Source organism: Nitrospina sp. P1_D6 (assembly GCF_052156615.1).
Classification (GTDB): Bacteria; Nitrospinota; Nitrospinia; order Nitrospinales; family Nitrospinaceae; genus Nitrospina.
This window is the reverse complement of sequence record NZ_JBQKUN010000004.1, coordinates 21204-43156: the sequence shown is the minus strand read 5'-3', so window position 1 is coordinate 43156 and position 21953 is coordinate 21204. Positions and strand designations below refer to the sequence as shown.

Annotated in this window: 24 protein-coding genes; 13 read left to right on the top strand and 11 right to left on the bottom strand. The window is 54.6% G+C overall.

Annotated elements, in window-relative coordinates:
- Nucleotides 1-2 precede the first annotated feature (2 nt).
- The 4 genes from ACTRXA_RS08255 to ACTRXA_RS08240 form a co-directional block, all read right to left on the bottom strand.
- Entirely contained in the window at nt 3-1841 is a 1839-nt protein-coding gene (locus ACTRXA_RS08255) for a glycosyltransferase family 39 protein (RefSeq protein WP_442426735.1), read from the bottom strand.
- A 7-nt stretch (nt 1842-1848) separates the two neighbouring features.
- Nucleotides 1849-3747 (bottom strand): hypothetical protein, encoded by a 1899-nt coding sequence (locus ACTRXA_RS08250; protein ID WP_442426734.1) that lies wholly within the window; start codon nt 3745-3747, stop codon nt 1849-1851.
- Nucleotides 3744-5300 carry a hypothetical protein gene (locus tag ACTRXA_RS08245; RefSeq protein WP_442426733.1) on the bottom strand — a complete coding sequence of 519 codons (1557 nt, stop codon included), beginning with the start codon at nt 5298-5300 and terminating at the stop codon, nt 3744-3746. The genes ACTRXA_RS08250 and ACTRXA_RS08245 overlap by 4 nt, the downstream gene beginning before the upstream one ends.
- Before the next feature lie 329 nt (nt 5301-5629).
- Complete coding sequence (locus ACTRXA_RS08240; RefSeq protein ID WP_442426732.1) at nt 5630-7207, bottom strand: hypothetical protein; 1578 nt, start codon at nt 7205-7207, stop codon at nt 5630-5632.
- A 590-nt stretch (nt 7208-7797) separates the two neighbouring features.
- On the opposite strand from ACTRXA_RS08240, the gene ACTRXA_RS08235 reads away from it, so the two are divergent.
- Nucleotides 7798-8304, top strand: a complete 507-nt coding sequence (locus tag ACTRXA_RS08235) for a gamma carbonic anhydrase family protein (protein ID WP_442426731.1) — start codon at nt 7798-7800, stop codon at nt 8302-8304.
- A gap of 25 nt (nt 8305-8329) precedes the next feature.
- The gene (locus ACTRXA_RS08230; protein WP_442426730.1) at nt 8330-9205 is read left to right on the top strand and encodes an MTAP family purine nucleoside phosphorylase; all 876 of its coding nucleotides are present in this window, start codon (nt 8330-8332) and stop codon (nt 9203-9205) included.
- A gap of 16 nt (nt 9206-9221) precedes the next feature.
- Here the strand turns inward: ACTRXA_RS08230 and ACTRXA_RS08225 are convergent, their stop codons facing one another.
- On the bottom strand, nt 9222-10790 hold the full coding sequence (locus tag ACTRXA_RS08225; protein ID WP_442426729.1) for a hypothetical protein: 1569 nt from the start codon (nt 10788-10790) through the stop codon (nt 9222-9224).
- A 164-nt stretch (nt 10791-10954) separates the two neighbouring features.
- On the opposite strand from ACTRXA_RS08225, the gene ACTRXA_RS08220 reads away from it, so the two are divergent.
- Both ACTRXA_RS08220 and ACTRXA_RS08215 read left to right on the top strand, forming a co-directional pair.
- A complete protein-coding gene (locus ACTRXA_RS08220; RefSeq protein ID WP_442426728.1) occupies nt 10955-11491 on the top strand; it encodes a YchJ family metal-binding protein in 537 nt (178 codons plus the stop codon).
- Between the two features lie 17 nt (nt 11492-11508).
- Nucleotides 11509-11706 carry a hypothetical protein gene (locus ACTRXA_RS08215; RefSeq protein ID WP_442426727.1) on the top strand — a complete coding sequence of 66 codons (198 nt, stop codon included), beginning with the start codon at nt 11509-11511 and terminating at the stop codon, nt 11704-11706.
- 32 nt (nt 11707-11738) lie between these two features.
- Here ACTRXA_RS08215 and ACTRXA_RS08210 read toward each other — a convergent pair whose 3' ends face one another.
- Nucleotides 11739-11912 (bottom strand): hypothetical protein, encoded by a 174-nt coding sequence (locus tag ACTRXA_RS08210; protein WP_442426726.1) that lies wholly within the window; start codon nt 11910-11912, stop codon nt 11739-11741.
- Nucleotides 11913-12368: 456 nt separating this feature from the next.
- Here ACTRXA_RS08210 and ACTRXA_RS08205 point away from each other — a divergent pair, with 456 nt between their 5' ends.
- The 5 genes from ACTRXA_RS08205 (at nt 12369) to ACTRXA_RS08185 (ending at nt 15475) form a co-directional block, all read left to right on the top strand.
- Nucleotides 12369-13304, top strand: a complete 936-nt coding sequence (locus ACTRXA_RS08205) for a hypothetical protein (protein WP_442426725.1) — start codon at nt 12369-12371, stop codon at nt 13302-13304.
- Between the two features lie 161 nt (nt 13305-13465).
- Nucleotides 13466-13867: an outer membrane protein assembly factor BamE domain-containing protein gene (gene bamE, locus ACTRXA_RS08200; RefSeq protein ID WP_442426724.1), complete on the top strand. Its 402-nt coding sequence runs from the start codon at nt 13466-13468 to the stop codon at nt 13865-13867.
- Complete coding sequence (locus ACTRXA_RS08195) at nt 13842-14462, top strand: hypothetical protein (protein ID WP_442426723.1); 621 nt, start codon at nt 13842-13844, stop codon at nt 14460-14462. The genes bamE and ACTRXA_RS08195 overlap by 26 nt, the downstream gene beginning before the upstream one ends.
- Nucleotides 14463-14475: 13 nt before the next feature.
- Nucleotides 14476-14910 (top strand): hypothetical protein, encoded by a 435-nt coding sequence (locus tag ACTRXA_RS08190; protein ID WP_442426722.1) that lies wholly within the window; start codon nt 14476-14478, stop codon nt 14908-14910.
- 10 nt (nt 14911-14920) lie between these two features.
- Nucleotides 14921-15475, top strand: a complete 555-nt coding sequence (locus tag ACTRXA_RS08185; RefSeq protein ID WP_442426721.1) for a hypothetical protein — start codon at nt 14921-14923, stop codon at nt 15473-15475.
- 40 nt (nt 15476-15515) lie between these two features.
- On the opposite strand, the gene ACTRXA_RS08180 is transcribed toward ACTRXA_RS08185, so the two are convergent.
- On the bottom strand, nt 15516-16355 hold the full coding sequence (locus tag ACTRXA_RS08180) for a formylglycine-generating enzyme family protein (RefSeq protein WP_442426720.1): 840 nt from the start codon (nt 16353-16355) through the stop codon (nt 15516-15518).
- 187 nt (nt 16356-16542) lie between these two features.
- On the opposite strand from ACTRXA_RS08180, the gene ACTRXA_RS08175 reads away from it, so the two are divergent.
- Both ACTRXA_RS08175 and ACTRXA_RS08170 read left to right on the top strand, forming a co-directional pair.
- Complete coding sequence (locus tag ACTRXA_RS08175) at nt 16543-16911, top strand: STAS/SEC14 domain-containing protein (RefSeq protein WP_442426719.1); 369 nt, start codon at nt 16543-16545, stop codon at nt 16909-16911.
- 22 nt (nt 16912-16933) lie between these two features.
- A complete protein-coding gene (locus ACTRXA_RS08170; RefSeq protein ID WP_442426718.1) occupies nt 16934-17140 on the top strand; it encodes a DUF2905 domain-containing protein in 207 nt (68 codons plus the stop codon).
- 42 nt (nt 17141-17182) lie between these two features.
- Here ACTRXA_RS08170 and ACTRXA_RS08165 read toward each other — a convergent pair whose 3' ends face one another.
- Entirely contained in the window at nt 17183-17473 is a 291-nt protein-coding gene (locus ACTRXA_RS08165; protein ID WP_442426717.1) for a coiled coil domain-containing protein, read from the bottom strand.
- Between the two features lie 261 nt (nt 17474-17734).
- Between ACTRXA_RS08165 and ACTRXA_RS08160 the strand changes: the two genes are divergently transcribed.
- Nucleotides 17735-18328, top strand: a complete 594-nt coding sequence (locus ACTRXA_RS08160; RefSeq protein ID WP_442426716.1) for a class I SAM-dependent methyltransferase — start codon at nt 17735-17737, stop codon at nt 18326-18328.
- A 660-nt stretch (nt 18329-18988) separates the two neighbouring features.
- On the opposite strand, the gene ACTRXA_RS08155 is transcribed toward ACTRXA_RS08160, so the two are convergent.
- A complete protein-coding gene (locus ACTRXA_RS08155) occupies nt 18989-19978 on the bottom strand; it encodes an amidoligase family protein (protein WP_442426715.1) in 990 nt (329 codons plus the stop codon).
- Between the two features lie 283 nt (nt 19979-20261).
- Between ACTRXA_RS08155 and ACTRXA_RS08150 the strand changes: the two genes are divergently transcribed.
- Complete coding sequence (locus tag ACTRXA_RS08150) at nt 20262-20639, top strand: hypothetical protein (RefSeq protein WP_442426714.1); 378 nt, start codon at nt 20262-20264, stop codon at nt 20637-20639.
- Between the two features lie 23 nt (nt 20640-20662).
- On the opposite strand, the gene ACTRXA_RS08145 is transcribed toward ACTRXA_RS08150, so the two are convergent.
- Together ACTRXA_RS08145 and ACTRXA_RS08140 are read right to left on the bottom strand one after the other, a co-directional pair.
- Nucleotides 20663-21511 carry a chlorite dismutase family protein gene (locus tag ACTRXA_RS08145; RefSeq protein WP_442426713.1) on the bottom strand — a complete coding sequence of 283 codons (849 nt, stop codon included), beginning with the start codon at nt 21509-21511 and terminating at the stop codon, nt 20663-20665.
- A gap of 30 nt (nt 21512-21541) precedes the next feature.
- A complete protein-coding gene (locus tag ACTRXA_RS08140; protein WP_442426712.1) occupies nt 21542-21871 on the bottom strand; it encodes a YnfA family protein in 330 nt (109 codons plus the stop codon).
- Between the last annotated feature and the right edge of the window lie 82 nt (nt 21872-21953).

Here is a 21953-nt window from a genome sequence, read left to right as displayed (position 1 = left end):
GTTCAGGACTTTTTTGGAGGTAAACGTTTCAGGATACGGACGCCAAATTCCCTCCCTTCAAAGGGCGTTGCCCCGATCTGGCGAATCAGAAGGTAATCGCGTTGAATCCATTCCATCACAGAGCGGGCATAGTCGGTACCGAAATGCCGTTGACCGAACCATTGGTAATCCGCATGCACCAGGAGAATATGGGAAGGCTGGGCGGACTGCAACCGGGCCAATACTTTGTTTCCATCCTGAGTGCGCATGGTGAGAGGACTGAACAATGTGTCTCTGGTTGGAAAGGGCTTGCGTAAAAGGTAATTGAAAATCATGGCGTCGGGAAGAGTGAGCAGGTCAGTTTCTTCCCCCAATTCTTTTTTCAGCAGTTCCAGTGTTTCGTTAACAATGAGACCACGAGAAAATATCCGTCCGTCCGGGTATTGCACAAGGGGCTGAAAATCGAAAATCCGGTCCACTCCTTCCCCAACGGGATAAGTTTTGTTCTGGTAGGCAAATAAACTGTTCATGCCGATGACAGCAATGAAATACAGAACAGCGGTAATGGAAACGGATCGAATTATAGCGGAGTCACCGGAGATCCGTTCCGCCATGCGGGGCAGAGAATGCAAAGCAAAGAAAAGAATGACCAGAGTGGCGGGCATCGCCAGGGCAAACCCCAAGTCGGTGAGACGCAGATTGTAAAATGCCTTGAATGTGAGAGTCAGGGAAAAAACAATAAGAGTAAGAAAAATGATTCTACGCCGGGTGATCTGAATTAGCCGCTGTTCCCGCCCGATTCGAATGGCCAGGTAAAAACCTGTAATGAATAAAATGATTGGAAAGGCGCGGGAGATTTCCAGCCAGGGAATGGTGTCCGTGAGAGCCCAGAGAGCCGCCAGGGTTAACAATCCAAAAAGGAGCCCGGTCCACTTATGATTGGTTCCATTGCGGGAAAAAATATGATTGAGATAACTAACCAGCCCACCGAGGCAAATAAAAACCAATGCGTGCAAACCCATGCGCTTCAGGTTGTCTTCAAGGTGCATCCAGCCCAGGGTGAATTGATAATAGGGCATTGTGCGGATGACGGGATCCGAGGCATTCAGGTACTGACCCAATATATGGGAGAAGGCGCGGGTCACCGGCATGAAAAAAGAAAAATAAAGCGCAAAGGCCAGAATGGGTAAAAGGGAACACCCCGCAAAAACCGCAGCGTTAAGCAAAATGATTTTTGAATGCAAGCGGCGTTGCGACCAGAAAATAAAAAGACCTCCACCCAGACTGAGAGAGACGGCGAGAAACACCTCGACCTTGGTGAGAAAAACCAGCCCAAGCAACACTCCGAGGCCGCAAAGGGTTTGGAGACGCGGCGATTTCAGATAGCGGTAAAATAGAAACAGGGTAAAAATCCCGAGCAGGATGCCATGCGTGAGATCGTATGTATAGGGTGCGATGAAATTGAAACTGCCGAATCCCATATGATGTGCGAAGACAAAAACGGTAATAAATGACAGGCAAATGAGGGTTGCGTTTAGACGATTGCTGAAATAGTGGCAAAGCCGAAAAATAAGAAAAGAGACAAGCGATACCAAAGCCAAATTGAACAGGGCCAGTTGCAGGATTCCAGGCCCGAATATCAGAAAAACAAGCGTGTGGATATAAGAAGACAGGGGGCCATGAAAATAAGCGATATCGCGATAAAGGACGTGGCCCTGCGACAACGCCCAGGGGACATATGCCTGCTGACCGAAGTCCACCAGGAGGTCCGGCCAGCGTTGCCAGCTAATCAACATCCATGCGATCAAAACAGAACCGATCGGCAGGCCTCCTGTATACCAAAATTGAAGTCTTTGGGTCATTTGATTTTCAGGAAGAAGATCCGTTTGGAGACTCTTTCATTTTATATACCAAGGCACCGAACCCACTCTTGGTAAATGGAACTGCGCCAATTTTCTTCTCACGAGAGTAGTTATCAACAATCCACTGATAAACGGTTTGGGCAAAATCCTCTCCGAAATGTTCCATTCCCCATTCTGGATATTGCCGCTCAACCAAAACGATATAATCCGGGGGGTTGGCTTTCAATTGCTCCAGCAGGGGCGTGTCGCCTCCGATCAGTATCCAGGTCAGTGGATTGACTAAAAATCCTTTGATGGGATCCTTGTGCCGGGTGAGGTAATTGATCATGACCGCATCGGGAAACACCGCGACCGTGGCATCGGGTTCTAAATTCTCTTCCATGTATTCAAGCAGGTACCGGGTTACGATCGGTTCCATGTAGGGACGCCCGAAATGAGGTCGGCTGTTTGGGGCGTATTCATAAAAGCGGTCGACTCCCTCGCCGACAGGGATCACTTTTTTGGAATAATACAGGTAAGAGTCGTAAACCATGACGTAAAGGTAAACCGCAAAAAGAGACGCTGTGGCCATAGTATAAAAACATATGGATACGTTTCCCCTTCGTATCCAATCTGGAAGGAGATCGGTCACGAGTATGATCACCATGAGGGATGCGGGGAACGTGAGAGCGAAACCATAATGATAAATCACCGTGTTGAAAAAAATCTTGGACAGCAAAAACAGGGAAAATAAAGTAAGTACCAGAAGAAAAATATATTTTTGTTGCTCCTTTTCAGAAAGTGATCGTGATTTGATATGCCAGACGATAGCAATAAAAATACCGATCATGATGAAGGGCAGGGGATTCAAAATCCATTTCCACGGAATGGACCAGAAAAAATACCAGGCAAGCAGGGGAATTAAAATCGCGGTTGGCAAACCAAACCGCCAATCATTCCTGCCTGATTTGTCCAGTTTCTGATTGATGTAAACGAGTCCGCTCACTACAAGAACAAAGACCATTAAATACATAAACATGAAAATCAGATTGCGGCCAAGCGCATTGGTTCCCATGAGTAACTTGTAGTAAGGAAGGTTCTTGACCTGCGGATTCAACGAATATTCAATGGGAAGGAGCAAATTGGAAAAGGCATCGGAAAGAGGCATCAGGGTAGCGAAATAACAGAGGACCAGAGTGGCGGGAAGAAAAAAGGCTGCTGAAAGGGCAAACAGGTTCATGGCAATGCGTCGTCCATCCATCCTGTGAAAACGGAACACGATTCCCAAACCTGCCGCACCCGCCAGTCCGAGCGCAAACATCACTTCAATTTTGGTCAGCAAAGTCAGTCCGGAAAGAAATCCAATCGCCAAAAGCCTTTTGGTGGTAGGGAACCTGATGTATTCCAGAAAAACAGCCAACGTGAGGAAAGCCAGCAGAATTCCATGGGTCAGATCGTACGAGTAGGGCTGAATGAAATTGAAGTTGGCCAGGTAACGGTGATGACCAAGAGCATGAATTACGAGAAACAGGAGGGCGCCCAGGGTCGCAGTCCACGGACTGCTAATAGAATTCACCATGCGATAAAGCACAATGGTGAGTATGATTGTCAGCCCGATATTGAAAAGAGAAAGATAAAGGGCTCCAGGACCCGCGAGTTTGAAAATCAGGGCATGAATATAGGGAGACAGCACCCCGAAAACGTAAAAAAGATCGCGGTATAAAACTTCTCCTTCAGCGATGCGCCAGGGAATGTATAGCTGGTTGCCAAAATCGATCAGCACATCGGCCCACCTTTGCCAACTCAGCCAGAGCATGAGCCCCCCACCGATAAAAACAAGCAACGGTCCGACCCACGCCATGACTGTTTGAAAACGTTCCGGCGGGTTTTGGGTATTGGGAGGGGGATGAGGGAAAGCCGAATTCATGAATTTCCCCTTTGCCTGTAAATTTGAATCCCGAATCCAGATACAGTGAAGGGTTCTGCACCGATCTGTTTGATCAAACTGTAATTCTCCTGAATCCAGCGATTGATGAACACGCCGTAATCCCTGCCGAAGAGAGGGAGGTCAAATTCGAAATAACTTCGGTCAACCATTACAATATAATCAGGAGGTTCGTTCCTTAGCAGACGCAATAAATAATCATCTTTTTCAAACAAAACCCAGGTGACTGGGTTCAACAGGAAACCCCTGGCAGGATCACGATGGCGTGAAAGGTAATTAAAAATGACGGCATCCGGCATCACCGTCATGGTGGCATCTGGAGGAATTTCCTTTTCGATATATTCCAATGCAAATTTCGTGAGCATGCCTTTCACGTAGGGTTTGCCTCCCTCAATCCGGCTCATCGGATGGTAATCGTACACGAGATCCGGACCCTTTCCGACGGCCAGTTGCTTTTTGTTGAAGAACAGATAAGAGTCGAAACACATCGCTCCCACGTAAAGAATGACCAACACGGATGCAGTAAAACGGTAGGTATATTGCGGACCCCAATACTTTTGCAAAGCTTCCGGTAAAATGTGGGTCAGCGCGATCACGGTCACCAGGGCTGCCGGGACAGACAGGGCGAATCCATAATGCATGATGACAACTCGAAAAAACACCTTGAGGAGGAGGGCAAGGGCAAACACTGTCAGGACAAACAATCCCGCATCTCGAAAAAAACGACGGTTGGGTTGAAAATTTTTGTGAAGCTGGAAGATTAAAAATACGCCGACAATAAGCATCAATAAAGGCAGAGGCTTTAAAAAATACCGCCAGGGAATTTGCTGGAACCCGGCAAGAACAGCCCCGGCAAGCATTGCTGAAAGGATCAGCGCCGGTTTCCAGGTGTTTTTGTTTTGCTTATTGAGAAGCCGGTTACAGGTCAGAAGACCGGCCAGAATGACTGCCAGCATGCCGGTGTATAAAAAAATCTGGTACAGGTTGTGACCCAGAAAAGCGATGCCTTTCATTTTCTTGAAATAGAAAAAATCATGGACCTCCGGAGCGAGGGCCAGTTTCCACGGCAGGATTAAGCTGTGCCATGCTTCGGCAGAGGACATGTGCAGGGAAAAAAATATGAAAAACACACTCAAGGGTGTCAAAGAGGCAATCAGGAATATCAATACATGACGCGCTACGGCTTTTTTCGACATGCGGTGAGCGCACACTGCCAGAACCAGGCCCGTTGGTACAGCCAGACCCGCCGCCAGCATGACTTCGATTTTGGTCAGCAGCACCAATCCCAGCAACAGGCCAATGACGAGGACCCGGTTTGAAGTCGGCCGTTCGAGGTATTTGAGTACCTGGAACAAAGTACAGAAGCTAAGGAAAATTCCGTGTGTCAGGTCATAGGAATAGGGCTGGATGAAATTGTAGTTTCCCAGATATTTGTGCTGACCCAACGCGTGCACCAAAAGAAATACAAGGGATGCCAAAGTTGCCGTCCACGGATTGGAAAGACGAAGCACCAGGCTGTAGATGAGGACGGTCAACACCGCTGTGAGGAATATGTTGAACAGGCTGAGAAAATGGGCCCCTGGACCCAGAAGAGAAAACAAACCTGCGTGCAGGTAGGAAGAGAGTGGGCCGAACACATAAAAAAGGTCCCGATAGAGCACGTCTCCTTCCGCGATGCGCCAGGGAACATATAACTGGTTTCCATAATCGACCAGCAGGTCCGCCCACCGGCGCCATCCCCACGCGATCATTCCCGCACCAGCCAGAAACACGGGAATCAGTCCGGCATACCGGGCCAGCCCGGTGGATGCCCGGTCGTCTCTCACCGTGTGGGTCGGCTTCAATTTGGTGTCCTGTGAGATCGTCACGATGGATTTGCGGTGATTGCGGATGAATGCTTCATAATCCGGACCCCGTAGCCCTTCCCGCTAAACGGCAATTCTCCAAACAGCGCGTCTTGCTGATAATTTGCCATCACCCACGCATACAGATCCCGCGCATAGTCCCGGCCAAAGTAGGGCGCACCCAGCCAGGAGTGGTCCATCTCCACGAATACGATGTAAGGGGGCGGACGGGATTGAAGTCGTTTGAGGTAAGACTCTTCCCCGAAAAAATGTACTTCCGGAGGGGTAAAGAAAATAAATGGAAACGGATTCGGATGACGCGACAGGTAGTTCAACATGTTGCCGGCAGGAAAAACAGGGAATCCCGCCTGCGGATCCATTTCTTCCCGGATGTAATCCAGGGCCTGGTTCACGATTTCTCCCCGTGGATTTAAAAAAGGGTAGTACTCCATTATTGTGTCGGACCCGGAACCGACTGGATAGTTTTTCAACGGATACAGCTTGTACGACATATTTCCATGGACCATGATAAAAACAAGGATCAATGCCGCATAAGCCAGTCGTGCAAAAGGTAAACGGTTCGTCCCCGTGGGCAACCGTGCCGGTAAATCATGTACGGCAAAACGGAGAAACAATAAAAAGGCGGGAAGCGCCAGCGCAAAACCGTAATGATACACGTGCACGTTGAATACGATCTTGAGCATCAGCATGAATGCATATACGCAAAAAACGAGCACGAAAAGATAGCGTCCGCGCTCCGCCGGGGAAGCCTGGATTAGCCGCCGGGCCTGGAAAAGCCCGTAAATCAATACGAAAATGGGGAGAGGGCGACCCAGCTCCATCCACGAAAAGAAGGGCCAACCAGCTGCTAACGCCAGCAGAAGGAGCAACACCGCTGCGGTGACTGCGGTCACGATGAGTGATTTCGCGCGGTGCAGCACTCGATGCATGCCCCCCACCATTGCCAGCACCGCGATCCATCCCAGCGCATAACCCAATCCCTTCACCAGGTTTCCGGACAGGTCGTCCATCCCGCGCATCCACTGGTAAAGGGGAAGGGTGCGCGTGAACGGGTCCAGCACATGCAACCAGGGACCGATCAAACCCTCAAAGGCCCTTTCCGCAGGCATCCTCAATGAAAAATAAACCCAGAACAGAAAGGGTGCCGCGAGAAACGAGAGGGCCCAGACCAGAACCTTGAATATTTTGATGCGGGAAGGTTCCTCCCGAAAGTAAAGCGCCAGTGGCAGGCCGACGATCATTGCGGCAAACAAAGCGAGGAAGGCCTCCGGCTTGGTGAGGAAGACCAGGCCGGTGAGAAAGCCCAGCGCTATAAGAATCCGAACTGAAGGTCGCTCCACATACGAATGAAACAGGAACAGCGTGACGAACCCGAGAAAAACACCGTGCGTCAATTCGTAATTGTAAGGTGCAACGAAGTTGAAATTACCACCGCCCTGATACTGCGCTAAAGCAAAAACAACGACAAAAGACAAAGTGCAAAGCGAGGCGGTCAGCGCATCCGCAATACGCCGAAACAAAATAAATATCACACCCGAGAGCACCGCTATCAGTAAAAGGTTGAACCACACCAGCACCCGGAAACTCGTTCCGAACATCAAAAACAATAGAGCGTGCGCGTGACTGGATAGCGGGCCATACAGGTAAAACAGGTCGCGGTAGAAAACGCGGCCTTCGGCGATCTGCCAGGGAATATAAAGCTGTGCGCCGTAATCGATCATCAGGTCCGGCCACCTGAGCCATCCGATGGATACCATGAAAACACCGGAGGCCGTCACCAGAAGAGGGCCCCACACGTTGGCCCGTTGTTCCAGAACACGGTCCCAGGAAGAGCGCTCCATATGAGGCGGGCTTCCGAGGGGGTTCTTTTCCGGAATTCCGGAAGTCCCTTCGGCGACACCGTCGGATGAATTGGAGATCGATTCGGTTTTCAATGCCGGATATATATAATGTATAGATTCCAGAAAAAGGCGACCCAGGTGGCCGGAATGGGTGCCGCCGCAACCCCTCAAGGAATTGGAATAACAGGTGTTTCCTTAAATATCAGGTTAAGGGTATACTACCCGAATTGCAACCGGCCCTCTTCGGTCCTGCCGGAACCCCGGAAACCAAACCAGCTTAAAAAAACGAAAGATACACGAAGCCAAATACGAGTCGGAACCCTATCATGATCCAAACTTTCATCGACAAAACACCTCAAGTACATTCCTCCGCGTGGGTTGCGGACAACGCCCGGGTGATCGGCGATGTCGTCATCGGCGAATCCAGCAGTGTCTGGTTCAACGCTACCGTCCGCGGGGACATCAATCACATCCGCATCGGCAAGCGCACCAACATTCAGGATGGATGCGTCCTTCATGTCGCCCGCAAAACCCTGCCGCTCATCATCGGTGACGAAGTGACCGTCGGCCACAATGCGGTTCTGCATGCCTGCACCATCCAGAACCAGTGCCTGATCGGCATGAGCGCAACGGTCATGGACGGTGCGGAGATCGGCGAGAACAGCATCGTCGGTGCCGGCGCGCTGGTGACCCCCGGTACCAAAATCCCGCCGCGAAGCCTTGCCGTCGGTTCCCCGGCGCGGGTCAAGCGCGAGTTGACGGACGAGGAAATCCGCAGCATCCGCGAGTCCGCTGCGCATTACGTTGCGGACCTCGAACATTATTTCGAGTGACCGGCTTCTTCCAAGGTGAAAGCCCATGCAAGCTAACCTCGCAGTCATCGGTGGCAGTGGCGCTTATCACCTGTTGACCCGGAACCTGCTGGGCGAGGAAGTTTCCTGTTCATCGAAATCCACTCCGTTCGGCGAAAGCGCCCCCCTGCATGAGTTCCGTTTCGGCGAAACAACGTTTCTGTTTCTGTCCCGGCATGGAGAGACCGACTACTCCCTCACCGCCCCGTTTGTCAATTACCGCGCCAACATTTACGCGCTGAAAGAATGCGGGGTGCAACGCATCATTGCGTGGAGCGGGCCCGGTATCATCAACCGTGCCTACCGTCCCGGCGAGTTCGTCCTGCCTCACGATGTGATCGACGAAACCCGGAACCGCGAATCCACGTTTTTCAAGGGACGGGGAGTGGGATTCATCCGTCAAAGCCATCCCTTCTGTCCGGAGGTGCGCGACGCTCTGCACGAAAGCATGCATCTCTCGGGCGTGACCCACCACGATAAAGCCGTGTACGTGTGCACGCAGGGACCGCGACTGGAATCGCCCGCCGAAATCAAAAAGTTCCGCATCGTGGGCGCGGACCTCGTCGGCATGACGCTCTGTCCGGAGGCGTTTCTGGCGCGCGAGTTGGAGATGTGTTACGCCCCGGTCTGTTACCTCACCAATTACGCGGAGGGGGTGGTCGAGCGTGATTTCAAAAAAGGGGAACTGTTTGAAGGCATGCAAAGCAGTGAAGAAAAAACGCAGGTGGAGGCGGCGGTGCAGCGTTTTCCATCAATCATTGCCGGTGGGTTCACCCAATTGATGGATCGCGTCCCGCAGTGCAACTGCCCGCATGCTCTCAAGCGTTACCGCGACAAGGGGATGATCGGCGACGACTGGCGCGAATGGGTGGGCCCGCCCTGATGCCTCCCCTGTTCGTTCAAGGGAATCGCAGGGATGCCGGATCCGGGTTGTATTTCAATATTTGATTCCGGTGTTTGTAATAAGCCGAATGCCACGGCAGGCCGGTGCGCACAAAAACCCGTGCACGGGGCCCTTCAAATATCTTCACCCAGCCCGGGGTCTTTTCCAGTTCCCGGTTCTCTTTGCCGGTCAGTATGAGGTCGTGTGGATAAAATTTCAGAAAATACTGCCAGCCCTGCCAGCCTTTATGAAACACCATGTTCTGCCTGACCAGCTTCGGCTCGTACACCGTCCAGTAACGTCCGTCACTCGAAACTTTTGAATGCGGCAGGTGGAAAATAACGTACTGGCCCCAGTTGGTCGGCACCAGGATATTGCCATGGATGCGATTCTCTTTCAGGAAGCGCACGGCATGGATCGGAAAGTATCCCGGGTCCACCTTCAATTCGAATCCCGTGCGCTTGAGTTTGAACGCCTGCACGTTCACTTGGAACGCCGCGAAGGCAATGATGATCACCGCCAGCAGGGCATGCGCCAGGCGCGGCAGGGCAGGGGAGAAAGAGGTGCGGGAACGGATCCGGTCCATGATCGCCGCAAGCTGCAGGGGCAGGTAAGGGGTCATCAGCAGCCCCGTCAATACCGTGTGGCGTACGTGCTTGATGCCGAAGTAAACCCCGAACAGAATGATGGCCACCTCCCACCAGCGTTTGGGAACAGGAGTTAGCAAGGTCGCCACAAACAGCAGGACCAGGATTTTAAAATGCAGGTGACTGGCATCGAACAGGTTGAGAGCGTACCATTCCGTAACGTCGCGCGCCTGCGGAATGGTTTTTAGGAAAAAGGTGAGCAGGTCGATGCCGTAGGGATTGACCAGCATCGCCAGGCAGGACCCGACCCACGCGGCCAGCAGATACTTCCAGTTCGATCCCCCGGTGAACGCGTTGCGTATCGTTTCCACCGCCACGATCATCGAGAAGATGCCGAGCCCGGCCACCACGCCGCCGTGGCAGTTCACCCACAACACGAACACGGGGGGAATGAGGACCAGCGCGCTCCGGTTGCCATCGAAAAAATCATAAACAAGGTACAGGAGGACCGGCAGAAAAAAATACGTGGCCAGTTGCGGGCGCATGGCGAAACCGAACGCCAGCACATGCGTCAGCAAAATGAAATGAAGCGCGTAAGCGAGAAGGTTGTTCGACCGTGAAAGGTAAAGGTCGGACAGAATGTGGATGATCGACAGGCCCAGCACGAGGCGGAACATCAACAGGCCGGAGGAACCCCACGCATCGTACAGCAGGTAGAACACCACCTCCATCAGCCATTCGTGGTTGATCCACGGACCTTTGGATGTGTAGGCGTACGGGTCGGTGAGGGGAATTTGCCCGGAGTTCCAGATCTCGCCGCCGTAGGTGATGTGGCCGAACAGGTCCGGGTCCGCGTACACGAAGGTGAACGCGTTCAACGCATACGCGTAAACGAGGAACTGAACGAGAGGACGATAGAATCGGGAGTAATCCATTGCCGGTGTGTTTCGATTCGGGTTTTCGATCGACAGGCTGTCACGGTTCGTCCGGTGCACCACGCCGTCGGTTTCGGGCGACGGCGCTTTATCTTACCGGAAACATCGCCCTGAAAACACCATCGATTCTGATTTCAATCCATGTCCGCAAGCATGTACACTAAGCGCAAAATTCTGGACCATAACCGGCGGGCGACCGCCTTGGGATTGCATCCCGGGAGACACCGATGAAAGACTGCCCCTGCGGGCTCGATTCCCCTTACACCGACTGCTGTGGCCGGCTGATCCGCGGATCGGGCTACGCCGACACCGCCGAAGACCTGATGCGCGCCCGCTACAGCGCGTTCGTCATGAAGGAATGGAAATTCCTCGTCAATACGTTGTGCGCTGAAGAGCGGGCGGACAAATCGCCCAGGGATTTTGAAGAGGGGCTGGGTCCGGTGACGTGGCGCCGGCTGGAAGTCTACGGTTCGCGAAAAGGTGGCATCGCCGACGTCATCGGCAGCGTCGAGTACGTCGCGCACTTCACCGAAGACGGCGAGGAGAAATCCCTGCACGAGACCGCCTCTTTTTTAAAAGAACAGGGGAGTTGGGTTTACAGCGAGGCCGGATCGAAATCGCACGTGCACGCCGAGGGACAGAGTTGCGGCCACGAACCCGCCGAACCGAAAAAACCGTTTGTGCGCGACCAGCCGAAAGTGGGGCGGAACGATCCGTGTCCCTGCGGCAGTGGAAAGAAGTACAAGAAGTGTTGCGGCAAGTGAATAAAACGGGGTGAGCGATGCCCGGATTCGGTTGGAACATTCCCCTGCCTTACATCACCGGCGTGGTGTTCCTGGTTTTTCTGCTGGCGTTCGCCGTGTCGCCGTTCAGTCCGCGCTGGGAAAACATCCTGTTCAAAACCGGCGCCACCCTGTTCTGGGCCGTCCTTGCCTTGTGGGCCATCAAGGGAATCCTGCACGCCTTCTTACAGAATTGAACGCCGGATTTTGTTCGGGCGTTTAACAGACCTTATTTGCGCTGCGCGAGTTCTTCCGGCAGGCGGTCGAATCGACGCCGGGCGCGTTCAAATTTTTCCTGCTGGACCGCGATGCGGTTCAATAAATCCTGCCGCGCCTGGAGTTCTTTCAGCTGATCGATCAGGTAGCCCAGGCGATCGGGTGCGGGTTCGTACCGAAACGTCATGACACTTCACTCCCCCCTTGAAGGGCAAGGTTTCGAGATGGGAGGCGGGGAGCCTCCATATGCGCCGGAAATTATAGCATGATGTTGAAAAATAAGGAGTTATATTGTTTACAGGCCGTTTTTTCGGGGATCCTATTTGGCTTTGAAATGGAGATGTTGTGTAAGAGGTTATGGTTCAAGGAGATGGTGGGGGGTCATTCGAAAAAGGCAGGCAGGGCGCGGTGTTCAGGTCACCCCCACCGGAAAATCTTTGTTGGAAAAGGAGGATTCCAGACCCGTGCGAAAACCGTTAAGCGGAATCCGTTTGAAAATGATTTCGATTGTTATCGGCAGTTCTAAAATGAATGTTCTCCTCCCCTCATGGGATTAAAAAAATTTATGCTAACCTCGATCCCATTTTAATCGAACGCATCTCAATTCAATCTGGAAACTGAAATTAATACGTGCGGGAATGAAATGAAACGGAAAATATTTGCATTGGCGGGACTGCTATTGGGAATGACCGTGTTTGGTACCGCCCACGCCGCATCGCTGGATGTGCCGCACCCGCGTTACGGTTTGAGCGTCGGTAATTCGGAGACCTTCCACGGCCTGCGGTTCAACCTCGCCGACGAGAACGTGCAGACGGTTCGCGGCATGAACTTCACCGTGTTCAACTGGAACGCTCACTACGAACAGCCGTACACGCTGACCGCCGACCGCATCGACGGCCTCGCTTTTGGATTGATGGGGCCGCGCGCCCGCGTGATCAACGGCCTCGCCCTCGGGTGCTGGCTGACGAACGTGGACACCATGCACGGAATCAACATCGCGCCCATTCACGTGATCGGCGATACCACCACGGGCTTCACCTTCAGCCTCGTGCACACGCTGAGAAAAATGAACGGCATTGGCATCGGCATGGTGACCAACATCGAAAAGGAATCGAACGGCATCCTCATCGGCCTGCTGTATCTCACCTCTCCGAAAGTCAACGGGCTGGTGATCCAGGGCCTGTTCAGCGGCAAGGTGCAGGAGATACGGGGTGTCTCGCTGGAGTGGGGCAGTCTTGCTTTCCTCGCTTCCGGGATCCTCGCCGGGCTGGCCGTGGGCCCGGCTCCAGAGGCGACGGCCTCGCCTTCGTTTTCCCCGGTGGGATCGAAAAAACTGACGGGCCTGATGATCGGCGGCTACAACCTGGTCGAGGAACAGCAGGGGATCCTGCTGGGCCTGTTCGGCAACAGCATCAAGAAGGGTTCGGGAATGCAGATCGGCACGCTGTTCAACACGGCGGAAACATTCGACGGAGTTCAGATCGGTTTCATCAACCACATCGAGGAAAACCCGTTCCTGTTCCGCTGGATGCCGGGCATCAATTTCCACTTCGGTGGCGGCGACGAGGAAACCGAGTGACCCGGCTTCGCTTCTCCCTTCTTTTTCTTTGACCCATCACCACTTTTTTGAGTTGAAAATACGGAAATTGCATGACTGATTGCGTTTTCCGGGAACATTAAGCGCTCTGGTTTTTGGAATTCCTGATATTATTTGGATGAATTTTGAATTGGGAGTCTGTCATGAATTGGAAACGCGTAATGGCAACGGTGGCGGTGAGCGTCCTGGTTTTTTCCGGCTGTGCGACCTCCGGCGGGCAGGACCAGGGAAACGTGAAGCAAATGACCATCGGCACCGTGCAGAGCGAAATCAAGATGGGCATGTCGGCGGCGCAGGTGGCGGAAGCGCTGGGTTCGCCCAACATCGTCACCACCGACGAAAAGCGGCGCGAGGTGTGGATTTACGACAAGGTGTCCTCCAACCGGGTGGACACCAGCAGTTCGGCTTACGGGACGCTCATTATTCTGGGCGGGAGCACCCGTTCCGGTTCCAGCACGAGCACGCAAAAGACCATGACCATCATCATCAAGTTCGATGAAAACAAAATGGTGCGGGACTTTGCCTACAACTTCACGCAGTTCTGATTCCGGTCTTCCCCGCCGCGCCCGGCTCTGGTGGGTGCTGATGGTCTGCGCGGTGACGGGAAGCGGTTGCGTCACTAGGGTCGAGGATCCGGCGACGCTGTTCACCCTCACCCCCGAAAGCGCCCAGCACCGCGCCCTGCAAACCCGCTACTTTGAAACCACGGACGAGCAGGCTCTTCTGTCCGCCTCCGCGGCGGTGCTGCAGGACCTCGGCTTTCAGATCCAGGAAAGCGTGCGCGACCTCGCCCTTCTGCGCGCGTCGAAGGAACGCAGCGCCTACGAATACGGGCAGGATATCTCAAAGTTTTTCGTTGCTGTGGCGGGGGTTTTTGGTCAGACCATCATCCTGATTCCCATCGACCTGCACCAGAAGATCGGCGCGACGCTGGCAATGCGCCCCGCAGACGAGCAGGGGAAAAAGTATTCGGTGCGCATCACCTTTTACCGTGTCATCTGGGAAAGCGACGGCCAAAGCGGCGATCATTACATCCCTCCCGGCAGCCAGCGGATGGAGATGATCCACGACGCAGATATTTACCAGCAGTTCTTCGCCAAACTATCCAAGAGCGTGTTTCTGGAAGCTCATAAAATTTAAAATGGGAGCCTCTATGCGCCGACACACTGCCTTGTTTTCACTGGTCTCGTTGTTGCTGATCCTTTCGGCCTGCGGACCCCGCGCCGTGCCCACGGAATTGCTGGCGCCTTCCGCCCAGCAGTTGAAACTGCGCAGTTTCCAGACTCGGAGTTTTGAAGTCAAAGACCGGCAGGAAGCCGTGCGGGGGGTGATCGCGGCGTTGCAGGACCTGGGCTTCATCGTCGAGCGGGCGAACGGTCCCCTGGGACTCGTCACTGCCGGCAAGTTCGCCGAACCCAGCTACGTGGACCTGATTGAACTCACCGTCACCGTGCGACCGAAAACCGAAACGCAGATGGAGTTCCGCGTGAACGCGGTGTTCAACACCAAGCCTATCGAGGATCCCAAGGTGTACCAGAACTTTTTCACCGTCCTGCAACGGGTCTTGTTCGCCACCCCACAGGGATGACAGGTTGAAAATGCACTCGATTCCAAAACACCGCGTGCTTTCAATGATGCTTGCGGCGTTTGTGTTTTCCGGATGCTCCATGTACTCGGTGGAGAGGCAGTGGAACTCCAAAAGCCAGATCCTGATGTCGGAGGCCAGCCAGGTGAAACTGCGCGCACAGCAGACGCAGGTGTTCGACACAACGGACCTGGATGCGGTGATGCAGGCGGTGGTCGCCACCCTGCAGGACCTGGACTTCACGCTGGAGGTGGCGGACCCGGAGCTGGGCGTGTTCTCGGCGAGCAAACTGCACCACGACGGCAACGACGGTTACAAGGATGTTTCCTACACCCTGTATGACGGGGATGAGCTGTTGATGTTCGCGCGGAACTACCGGACGTGGGGCCCCTTCCAGCACCGCCGCGACCTGGTGCGGTTCACGGTCACCGTTCGGCCGAAAAGCGCCTCGCAGCTCATGGTCCGTGCCAGTATGCAGTACGACCTGCGCGCGGTCGAAGATCCCGCCATCTACCAGAGATTTTTCAAATCGCTCCGCCAGTCGATGTTCCTCTTCTCCAATCAATAGCGGAACGTTTGCACCCTTTCTTCCCGTCCAGAAAAAAGTTTCAGCGTGAGCGTGCGCACCGGAATCCTGTGAAGGGAAGCCGTTCTTCCGGGTCGGCGGGGGTGCGGTCGGCGGGACGCACGCCGGTGGAATAATTAACCCACGATCCGCCGCGCATGATTTTCATGCCGTCCCCGCCGGAAACCCGTGGATTGCGACGCGACCCTTCCCGGTAGGCGTCGTAGGCGTAGTCGTCCTGCACCCACTCGTACACATTGCCCGCCATGTCGAACAGACCGTAACCGTTCGGCGGAAACGATCCGGGAGGGGCGGTGTGCCGGTACCCATCCTCGAACTGTTTTTCATTCCAGCGTTCGTCGCAGGCGGCATCGCAGAAATTGGCTTTTCCCGACTCCATGCGGTTGCCCCAGGGATAGATGGTATTGACGCCGCCCTTCGCCGCCTTTTCCCACTCCGCCTCGGTGGGCAGGCGTTTGCCCAATTTGCGGCAATACGTATCTGCTTCTTTCCAGGTGACGTTTTCCACGGGCAGGTTGTCGCCTTTGAACTTCGACGGGTTGCTTCCCATCACCCTGCGATACTCGTCCTGAGTCACTTCATGGATGTCGATCTCGAAGGCATCGAGGTGGATGCGGCGGGGCGGGGCTTCGTCGCGGAACCATTTTCCCTTGCAGGGATCGTTGTGCTCGACGCACAGCCGGTAACCGATCTGCGGCTTGGCTCCCTGCACAAACTCGCCGGCCGGGATGAGGGCCGTGCCGGGAAAAGTCGGCGCGTCCGCCAATGCGGCAGGCGGGGAAACGGGCATGCCCAGGACCAGCAGAGCCGCGCCCGCCAGCAGAAACCGTTGGTTTAAAGGGAGTGTTTTCCTGATATGCATACGCTCTGGAACGGTGTTGGGTGCAGGGTTCGAAGCCAAGCCAGACAAGTGAATATTATACCCGTTGCACGCGGGCGGAAAAACCGGAACAAATTCTGCGCAAACTGCATCTAAACTTATGGAAACCCTCGAACGGAAAAGGCAAGAAGGCGTCGGTCGGGTTTTCTTGGGGAAAGGAGAGGGTGTCATGATTGCGGTCGAAAAACTGGGTGACAACCGCGTTTCGCTGACGTTGCCGGAAAGAATCGAGGCCAGCGATTTTCTCGCCGCGGCGCCGGAGGTGGACGGACTCATCGAACGGTACGGACGCATCCGCCTGCTGCTCAACCTGGCTTCGCTTCGCCGCTGGGACGGCTGGCAGGCGCTCCGGGAACACATCGCGTTTGTACGCGCGCATCATCAGCATATCCAGCGCATCGCGGTGGTGGTGGGTCCCTTCTGGCAAAGAGTCGCCGTGCGGGTGATGCGCGTCATACTCCACGCCCGGGTGCGCATGTTTGAAACGACGGAACTGGATGCGGCGCGCGCCTGGTTGCAGGAAGACGGCGTGAAATAATGAAAAGTCCGGCAACACGGTTATGAACGCGCAACGGATATTGATCGTTGCGGGCGTGGTGTTGCTCGTGGTGGGGTTGCTCTGGCCGTGGATCGGCAAACTGGGACTCGGCCGCCTGCCCGGAGACATCACCCTCCGCCGCGACAACTTCAGTATTTACTTTCCGATCACTACCTGCATTGTGCTGAGCGTGGTGGCGACGTTGATCTTCTGGCTGTTCCGCAAGTGATCCGCCGCGTCAGGTTGCTCGCCTGCGGCGAGGCGCGGGCACTCAGCCTTTGAAACGCGACCACGCCGACTCGACACCCGATTTCAAGTCGTCCCATGACTTGTCGAGACCGGTCTTCAAATCCTCCCACGCGCCTTCGCCGGCGGTCTGCACATCCGTGAGCTTAGCCTGCACGTCTGCTTTTTTCTTCCTCATCGCTTCCACCTCATCCAGGTACTTAACCTGCGCTTTGGCCTCTGCCTGATTGGCCTTCGCTTTCAGCTTGTCGATGTCCGCAGAGACTTCATCCAGTTTGGACTGCATCCAGTTGATGTATTCTTCCTTCTTGCCCATAAGTACCTCCTTTTTTATTTTTCATTATACGTTTCTGTAACTTGAGATGCAGGAAACTCATGCCGCGTTGCATAACTTGGGAATTGAAAGTACCTGAAATTGCTTGTTCAATATGAGGTGATATTGTTGTCTTGCGGATCTGCCGTTTTCACAATTGACCGCGGGCGCGGTCGGGAATTAATGTAAGAGACTACGTAATTTTAAGGGAGGTGGACGATGGAGTTGCAAAAGAGGGGACCGGTGTCTTTCACGTGGCGGTGGATGGGTTTGGCTGTTCTGGTGCTTGGGCTGGTGGCGTGCGGCCATTCGCATTCACACGGCGGCAAGCGTTACTGGAGTGCGGACCGCGACCAGTGGCAGAAACCGGAAGCGGTTATCGCCGCCCTTCAACTGCAACCCGGCATGGTCGTCGCCGATCTCGGTTCCGGCACCGGTTACTTCACGCACCGCCTGGCCGGCGCGGTGGGCGCAGGGGGACGGGTGTATGCCGTCGACATCGACCGCGACCTGCTGGCGGAGGTGGGCCTGCTCGCCCGCAAGAAAAACCTGGGCAACATCCAACTGGTGCGCGCGGCCAAATACGATCCCCAGCTTCCCGAACCTGTGGACGTGATTTTTTCCTCGAACGTTTACCACCACCTCGAAGACCGGGCCGCGTACTTTGAGAACGCGAAGAAGTATCTGAAACCCGGCGGGCGGGTGGCGATCCTCGATTTCCGCGAAGGCGCGTTCCGTCACTTCACGCGGCGGGCGACGGTGGTTGAGGAGTTCGAACTGGCGGGATACGCGCTGGTGAAAGAACACACCTTCCTGCCGCGGCAGAATTTTCTGGTTTTCGAGCCGCAAGCCCCTTAACGCTGTTCCCATTCCGGGTTCACCGGGTCCGCTTCTCCGGGAAAACTACCTGACAGGCGAGCCCGGATCGCGCCCGGTTTTGAGTCCGTTTGTATTCCGCATTGGGAAATAATCCCTTTTCCTTCCTGAGAAGACCAGAAACTCCATAGAATTCAAAGCCAAAAAAAATTAAAAAAATCGGTTGACAATAAGCCCGCTTATGTTATGATTATGATAATGATTTTCAAAATCATAGCTGAAGGACTTCAGGCATCCATTTAGCTGAATTTTGAAACCTCAATTTACCGCGTTACCGGGTCCGTGTGAGGAGGGACCGGGGGCTGTGATTCCCGACTGGGGTTGGGAGTTAAGGAAAGGTTGATGGTTCCTCGGCCATTCCCAGCTCCTGGTCCTTGACCCGGCTTGAAGGCAAACCTCCCTTGGTTTGTTGCAGTAGGTTCAAACGCATTGGTTCTTGCGCGGCCCGGCGGGCCGTCTTCCCCCGCCGGTCGCGTCTGGAAAGAGGGGGTCGTTTCCACTTTCTCAAAACAGGCTTACCCCTCCCGTGGAAACGGCACCCTCTTCTCCCAACTCTTCTTTCCGATTCCAATTCACCCCTGACCTCGGCAATCAAAACGTCACCCGGAATATTTCTAATAGAAATTCATCGCCCGGCGCTATTCAGGTTTTGAGAAAGTCGGGAACTTTTTCCGCCCACTTGCCTTTGAACAGTTTGCCCGCATGTTCGATGTAGGCGCGGCTCATTTCCTCCAGCCGCGCGGTATCTTCTGCCAGTTCTTCCACTTTCACCCACAGGTTCCAGTGGTGGGCGATGGACCACTCGGGGTCGTTCAGGCGGCAGTCGGGAAGGCGAAAATGAAACGTGGGGCGGGGTTTGGTCAATTCATCGGTGACCAGTTGCTGCATCAGGTCTTCATTGATGTGGGAAAGCAGGGGAAACAAATCCAGTTCGCGGTTGCGCGTGTCGTTGAATTTCACGTAATCGCGGATGAATGATTCTTCATCGGGCTGGTATTCCGGATTCAGCACTTTCAGTATGTACGGTTCCTGAAACGCGCGGATGTAGGGCGACAGCTTGCGCGCGAGGTCGATGCCCATTTGTTCGTGCAGCCATTCGGCGAGAAGCAGGTAGGCGCGAAGCACATTCAGGATCCACGTGCAATCCTGGACGGCCACTTCGGGATTCAGGTGCATGCCGAACGCGTAGAAAACGCCCTCGTCGGTGCCCTTCACCTTGAGCTTGCGCAGTTCCGCGACCAGCTGTTCGAGTTTTCCAAGACGGTCGAGAGGAATGGGGGGCGTCACCAGTTCGTACGGGACGACGTGTTTCATGACATCGCCCACCGCTTCCAGGATGTCATCGAACAATTCCTGCGGCAGCAGTTCGTCGATGAGGGGCACCTCCTCCTTGTTGGGCCGTTCCCAGTGCACGTACTGGGTGTCGAGCTCGATGGTGAACGTGCCAAGGGTCGTGTCGCGGATTTTGAACAGGTGGGGGTCGATGCGGTCGATGGTTCCCGGATAGATGCGTTGTACGAGTTCGGCCAGCTGGCGGCCGTCTTCCGCGGCGAATTCCAGCTCGATTCCCACCGTACGCATTTCGCCCTTCGCATTGCGCGGTTCCGGGGGCATGCGGTATTCGGTTTCCATGGCTGCCTCCGTTCAGGGCCTTCACCTTTCACGAAACGAATGGAAGCGAAAGGAAAGGAAGATTTCAAAAAATTATGGTGTCCTTATTATAATACGCGAACCCGGGCCTGTAAAAAGACAGGGTCTGGATTTCCCTTCCAGTTTGGGCCGAAGTCGCGTCGGATGTTCACGGAAAAACATGGCCGCCCCGGAGCGTGTTCCGTTTTACGGGGTGGTAAAATGGGTTTCCGTCTATATAATGTACAATTTTTCCAATTAGAGCGGGTTCTTCGGAAAACTTTTCATGACACACAAACACCCTGCGCCCATCGTTACGATATGCATGCTGGTATTCATTCTCCTGGCCGGGTGCGAAAAACCGCCCGCGCAGCCGCTGATCCTGCCGGCGGGAGCCGAGCCCTCGTCGTTCATGTTCAATGAGCGCGGTACCGATTATTTTCACAAGGGCAACTACAGCGAGGCGGTGATCGCGTTCCTTCAGGCGAAGGCGGCCGACCCGCACGCGGGGGAGATCCATTTCAACATCGCGCTCTGCCGCCACATGATGGGACAGAAAGACAAGGTGCGGGATTCGCTGAAGCTTGCAAAAAGGTATGCGCGTGACAATCCTGAAATCCTGAAATCCCCGTTTTACCTGCAATACATGAAAGGGGAGGGGTGAGGCCGCAACCCCAGGCACTCCCGTCAGTCCCTTAAAATTTCGCCTATCCCCTGCACCCGCGTTCCGTAGACGATGGGCGCCTCCTCCACGAATTTCCATTCCGGATTCCATTCCGTGTTGCGCAGACCTTCCAGCAGGGCATCGAACGCCTCGCGGTCGCGGTCGGCGTATTCGAAGTAGGTGACGAAGTCCGACTCGCCGTCGATGAAGCGCGACTGGTACAGCTTGCGGAAAATTTTCTGTATGTAGCGGAAGCCGATTTCATTGTGCCCCTCGTGGGCGGAGCCGAAGCGCTCCGGGTGCCGGAAGAAATACGATTCCCGTTTTTCCTGGGTCATCCCCCACCATTCTTTCGATTTGGAAAGCGGAAACACCACGGCGTTGGGTTGCTCAAAACCGGAGCCGCGTTGCGGCGCGTTCTGTTGCAACCGCTCCAGCGTCTCGGCGTCGGTGTAACGCAACTCGGAGGTGACGCCGTAGATGATTTTCAAGTCCAGCCGGTGCCCGGCGGCTTCGCGAAATGCCTGGTAAAAACGTTCGATCTTCTTCCGGTCCATCGACTCCACGCGGATCACTCCCAGCGGTTCGGGGGTGAACGGTTTGCCGTACAGCGTGTACCATACGGTTTTGATGTAGAGGATGTTTTCCGGTCCCGATTGCTCCGGTAAAAAATCGTTGGCGAACAGCTCGCCCGCCTGTTTGGTGAGGGCAGCCAGATCCCGTTTCCATTCTTCCGTCAACTCTGCCCCGGATTTGGGAAACAGGTAAATGAATCCGCCCCACTGACCCTGCGCTGCGGATGCGGTCGTCGAGACGAGCAGGAGGAAAAGCAAAGCGAATATTGAAAAGGCTTTGGGAACACGAAGAGACATATTGCCTCCATAAAAGGAAACCATTCAAGATTAAATGGAAGGGCGCGGTCCGAACAGGATCAGGGCCGCCCCGGCCAGGCACACCAGCGCGCCCAGGACATCCCACCGGTCGGGGCGCTGGCCTTCGATGCACCACAGCCACAGCAGGGAAGCGGCGATGTACACTCCGCCGTATGCCGCGTAGGCGCGTCCGGCGAAGGGGCTTTCGATGCGCGTGAGCAGGAAGGCGAACGCGATCAGCGACAGGAGGCCGGGGATCGTCCAGAAGCCACTGCGGTCGAGACGCAACCACGCCCAGAAGGCGAAACAACCGCCGATCTCCGCCACCGCCGCCGTGATGTAATACGCAAACGCGTGCATGATGTCTCACCGCCCAGCTTACGGCGCCAACTCCAAAGGTTAATCGTGTTGTGAAAGGAACCGGTTTCCATGATACCAATAC

What these genes read in the sequence shown, in the direction of transcription:
- ACTRXA_RS08255 (WP_442426735.1), bottom strand. Translation starts at nt 1,841, where the DNA reads ATGACCCAAAGACTTCAATTTTGGTATACAGGAGGCCTGCCGATCGGT.
- ACTRXA_RS08250 (WP_442426734.1), bottom strand. Translation starts at nt 3,747, where the DNA reads ATGAATTCGGCTTTCCCTCATCCCCCTCCCAATACCCAAAACCCGCCG.
- ACTRXA_RS08235 (WP_442426731.1), top strand. Translation starts at nt 7,798, where the DNA reads ATGATCCAAACTTTCATCGACAAAACACCTCAAGTACATTCCTCCGCG.
- ACTRXA_RS08230 (WP_442426730.1), top strand. Translation starts at nt 8,330, where the DNA reads ATGCAAGCTAACCTCGCAGTCATCGGTGGCAGTGGCGCTTATCACCTG.
- ACTRXA_RS08220 (WP_442426728.1), top strand. Translation starts at nt 10,955, where the DNA reads ATGAAAGACTGCCCCTGCGGGCTCGATTCCCCTTACACCGACTGCTGT.
- ACTRXA_RS08215 (WP_442426727.1), top strand. Translation starts at nt 11,509, where the DNA reads ATGCCCGGATTCGGTTGGAACATTCCCCTGCCTTACATCACCGGCGTG.
- ACTRXA_RS08210 (WP_442426726.1), bottom strand. Translation starts at nt 11,912, where the DNA reads ATGACGTTTCGGTACGAACCCGCACCCGATCGCCTGGGCTACCTGATC.
- ACTRXA_RS08205 (WP_442426725.1), top strand. Translation starts at nt 12,369, where the DNA reads ATGAAACGGAAAATATTTGCATTGGCGGGACTGCTATTGGGAATGACC.
- bamE (WP_442426724.1), top strand. Translation starts at nt 13,466, where the DNA reads ATGAATTGGAAACGCGTAATGGCAACGGTGGCGGTGAGCGTCCTGGTT.
- ACTRXA_RS08190 (WP_442426722.1), top strand. Translation starts at nt 14,476, where the DNA reads ATGCGCCGACACACTGCCTTGTTTTCACTGGTCTCGTTGTTGCTGATC.
- ACTRXA_RS08185 (WP_442426721.1), top strand. Translation starts at nt 14,921, where the DNA reads ATGCACTCGATTCCAAAACACCGCGTGCTTTCAATGATGCTTGCGGCG.
- ACTRXA_RS08180 (WP_442426720.1), bottom strand. Translation starts at nt 16,355, where the DNA reads ATGCATATCAGGAAAACACTCCCTTTAAACCAACGGTTTCTGCTGGCG.
- ACTRXA_RS08175 (WP_442426719.1), top strand. Translation starts at nt 16,543, where the DNA reads ATGATTGCGGTCGAAAAACTGGGTGACAACCGCGTTTCGCTGACGTTG.
- ACTRXA_RS08170 (WP_442426718.1), top strand. Translation starts at nt 16,934, where the DNA reads ATGAACGCGCAACGGATATTGATCGTTGCGGGCGTGGTGTTGCTCGTG.
- ACTRXA_RS08165 (WP_442426717.1), bottom strand. Translation starts at nt 17,473, where the DNA reads ATGGGCAAGAAGGAAGAATACATCAACTGGATGCAGTCCAAACTGGAT.
- ACTRXA_RS08160 (WP_442426716.1), top strand. Translation starts at nt 17,735, where the DNA reads ATGGGTTTGGCTGTTCTGGTGCTTGGGCTGGTGGCGTGCGGCCATTCG.
- ACTRXA_RS08155 (WP_442426715.1), bottom strand. Translation starts at nt 19,978, where the DNA reads ATGGAAACCGAATACCGCATGCCCCCGGAACCGCGCAATGCGAAGGGC.
- ACTRXA_RS08150 (WP_442426714.1), top strand. Translation starts at nt 20,262, where the DNA reads ATGACACACAAACACCCTGCGCCCATCGTTACGATATGCATGCTGGTA.
- ACTRXA_RS08145 (WP_442426713.1), bottom strand. Translation starts at nt 21,511, where the DNA reads ATGTCTCTTCGTGTTCCCAAAGCCTTTTCAATATTCGCTTTGCTTTTC.
- ACTRXA_RS08140 (WP_442426712.1), bottom strand. Translation starts at nt 21,871, where the DNA reads ATGCACGCGTTTGCGTATTACATCACGGCGGCGGTGGCGGAGATCGGC.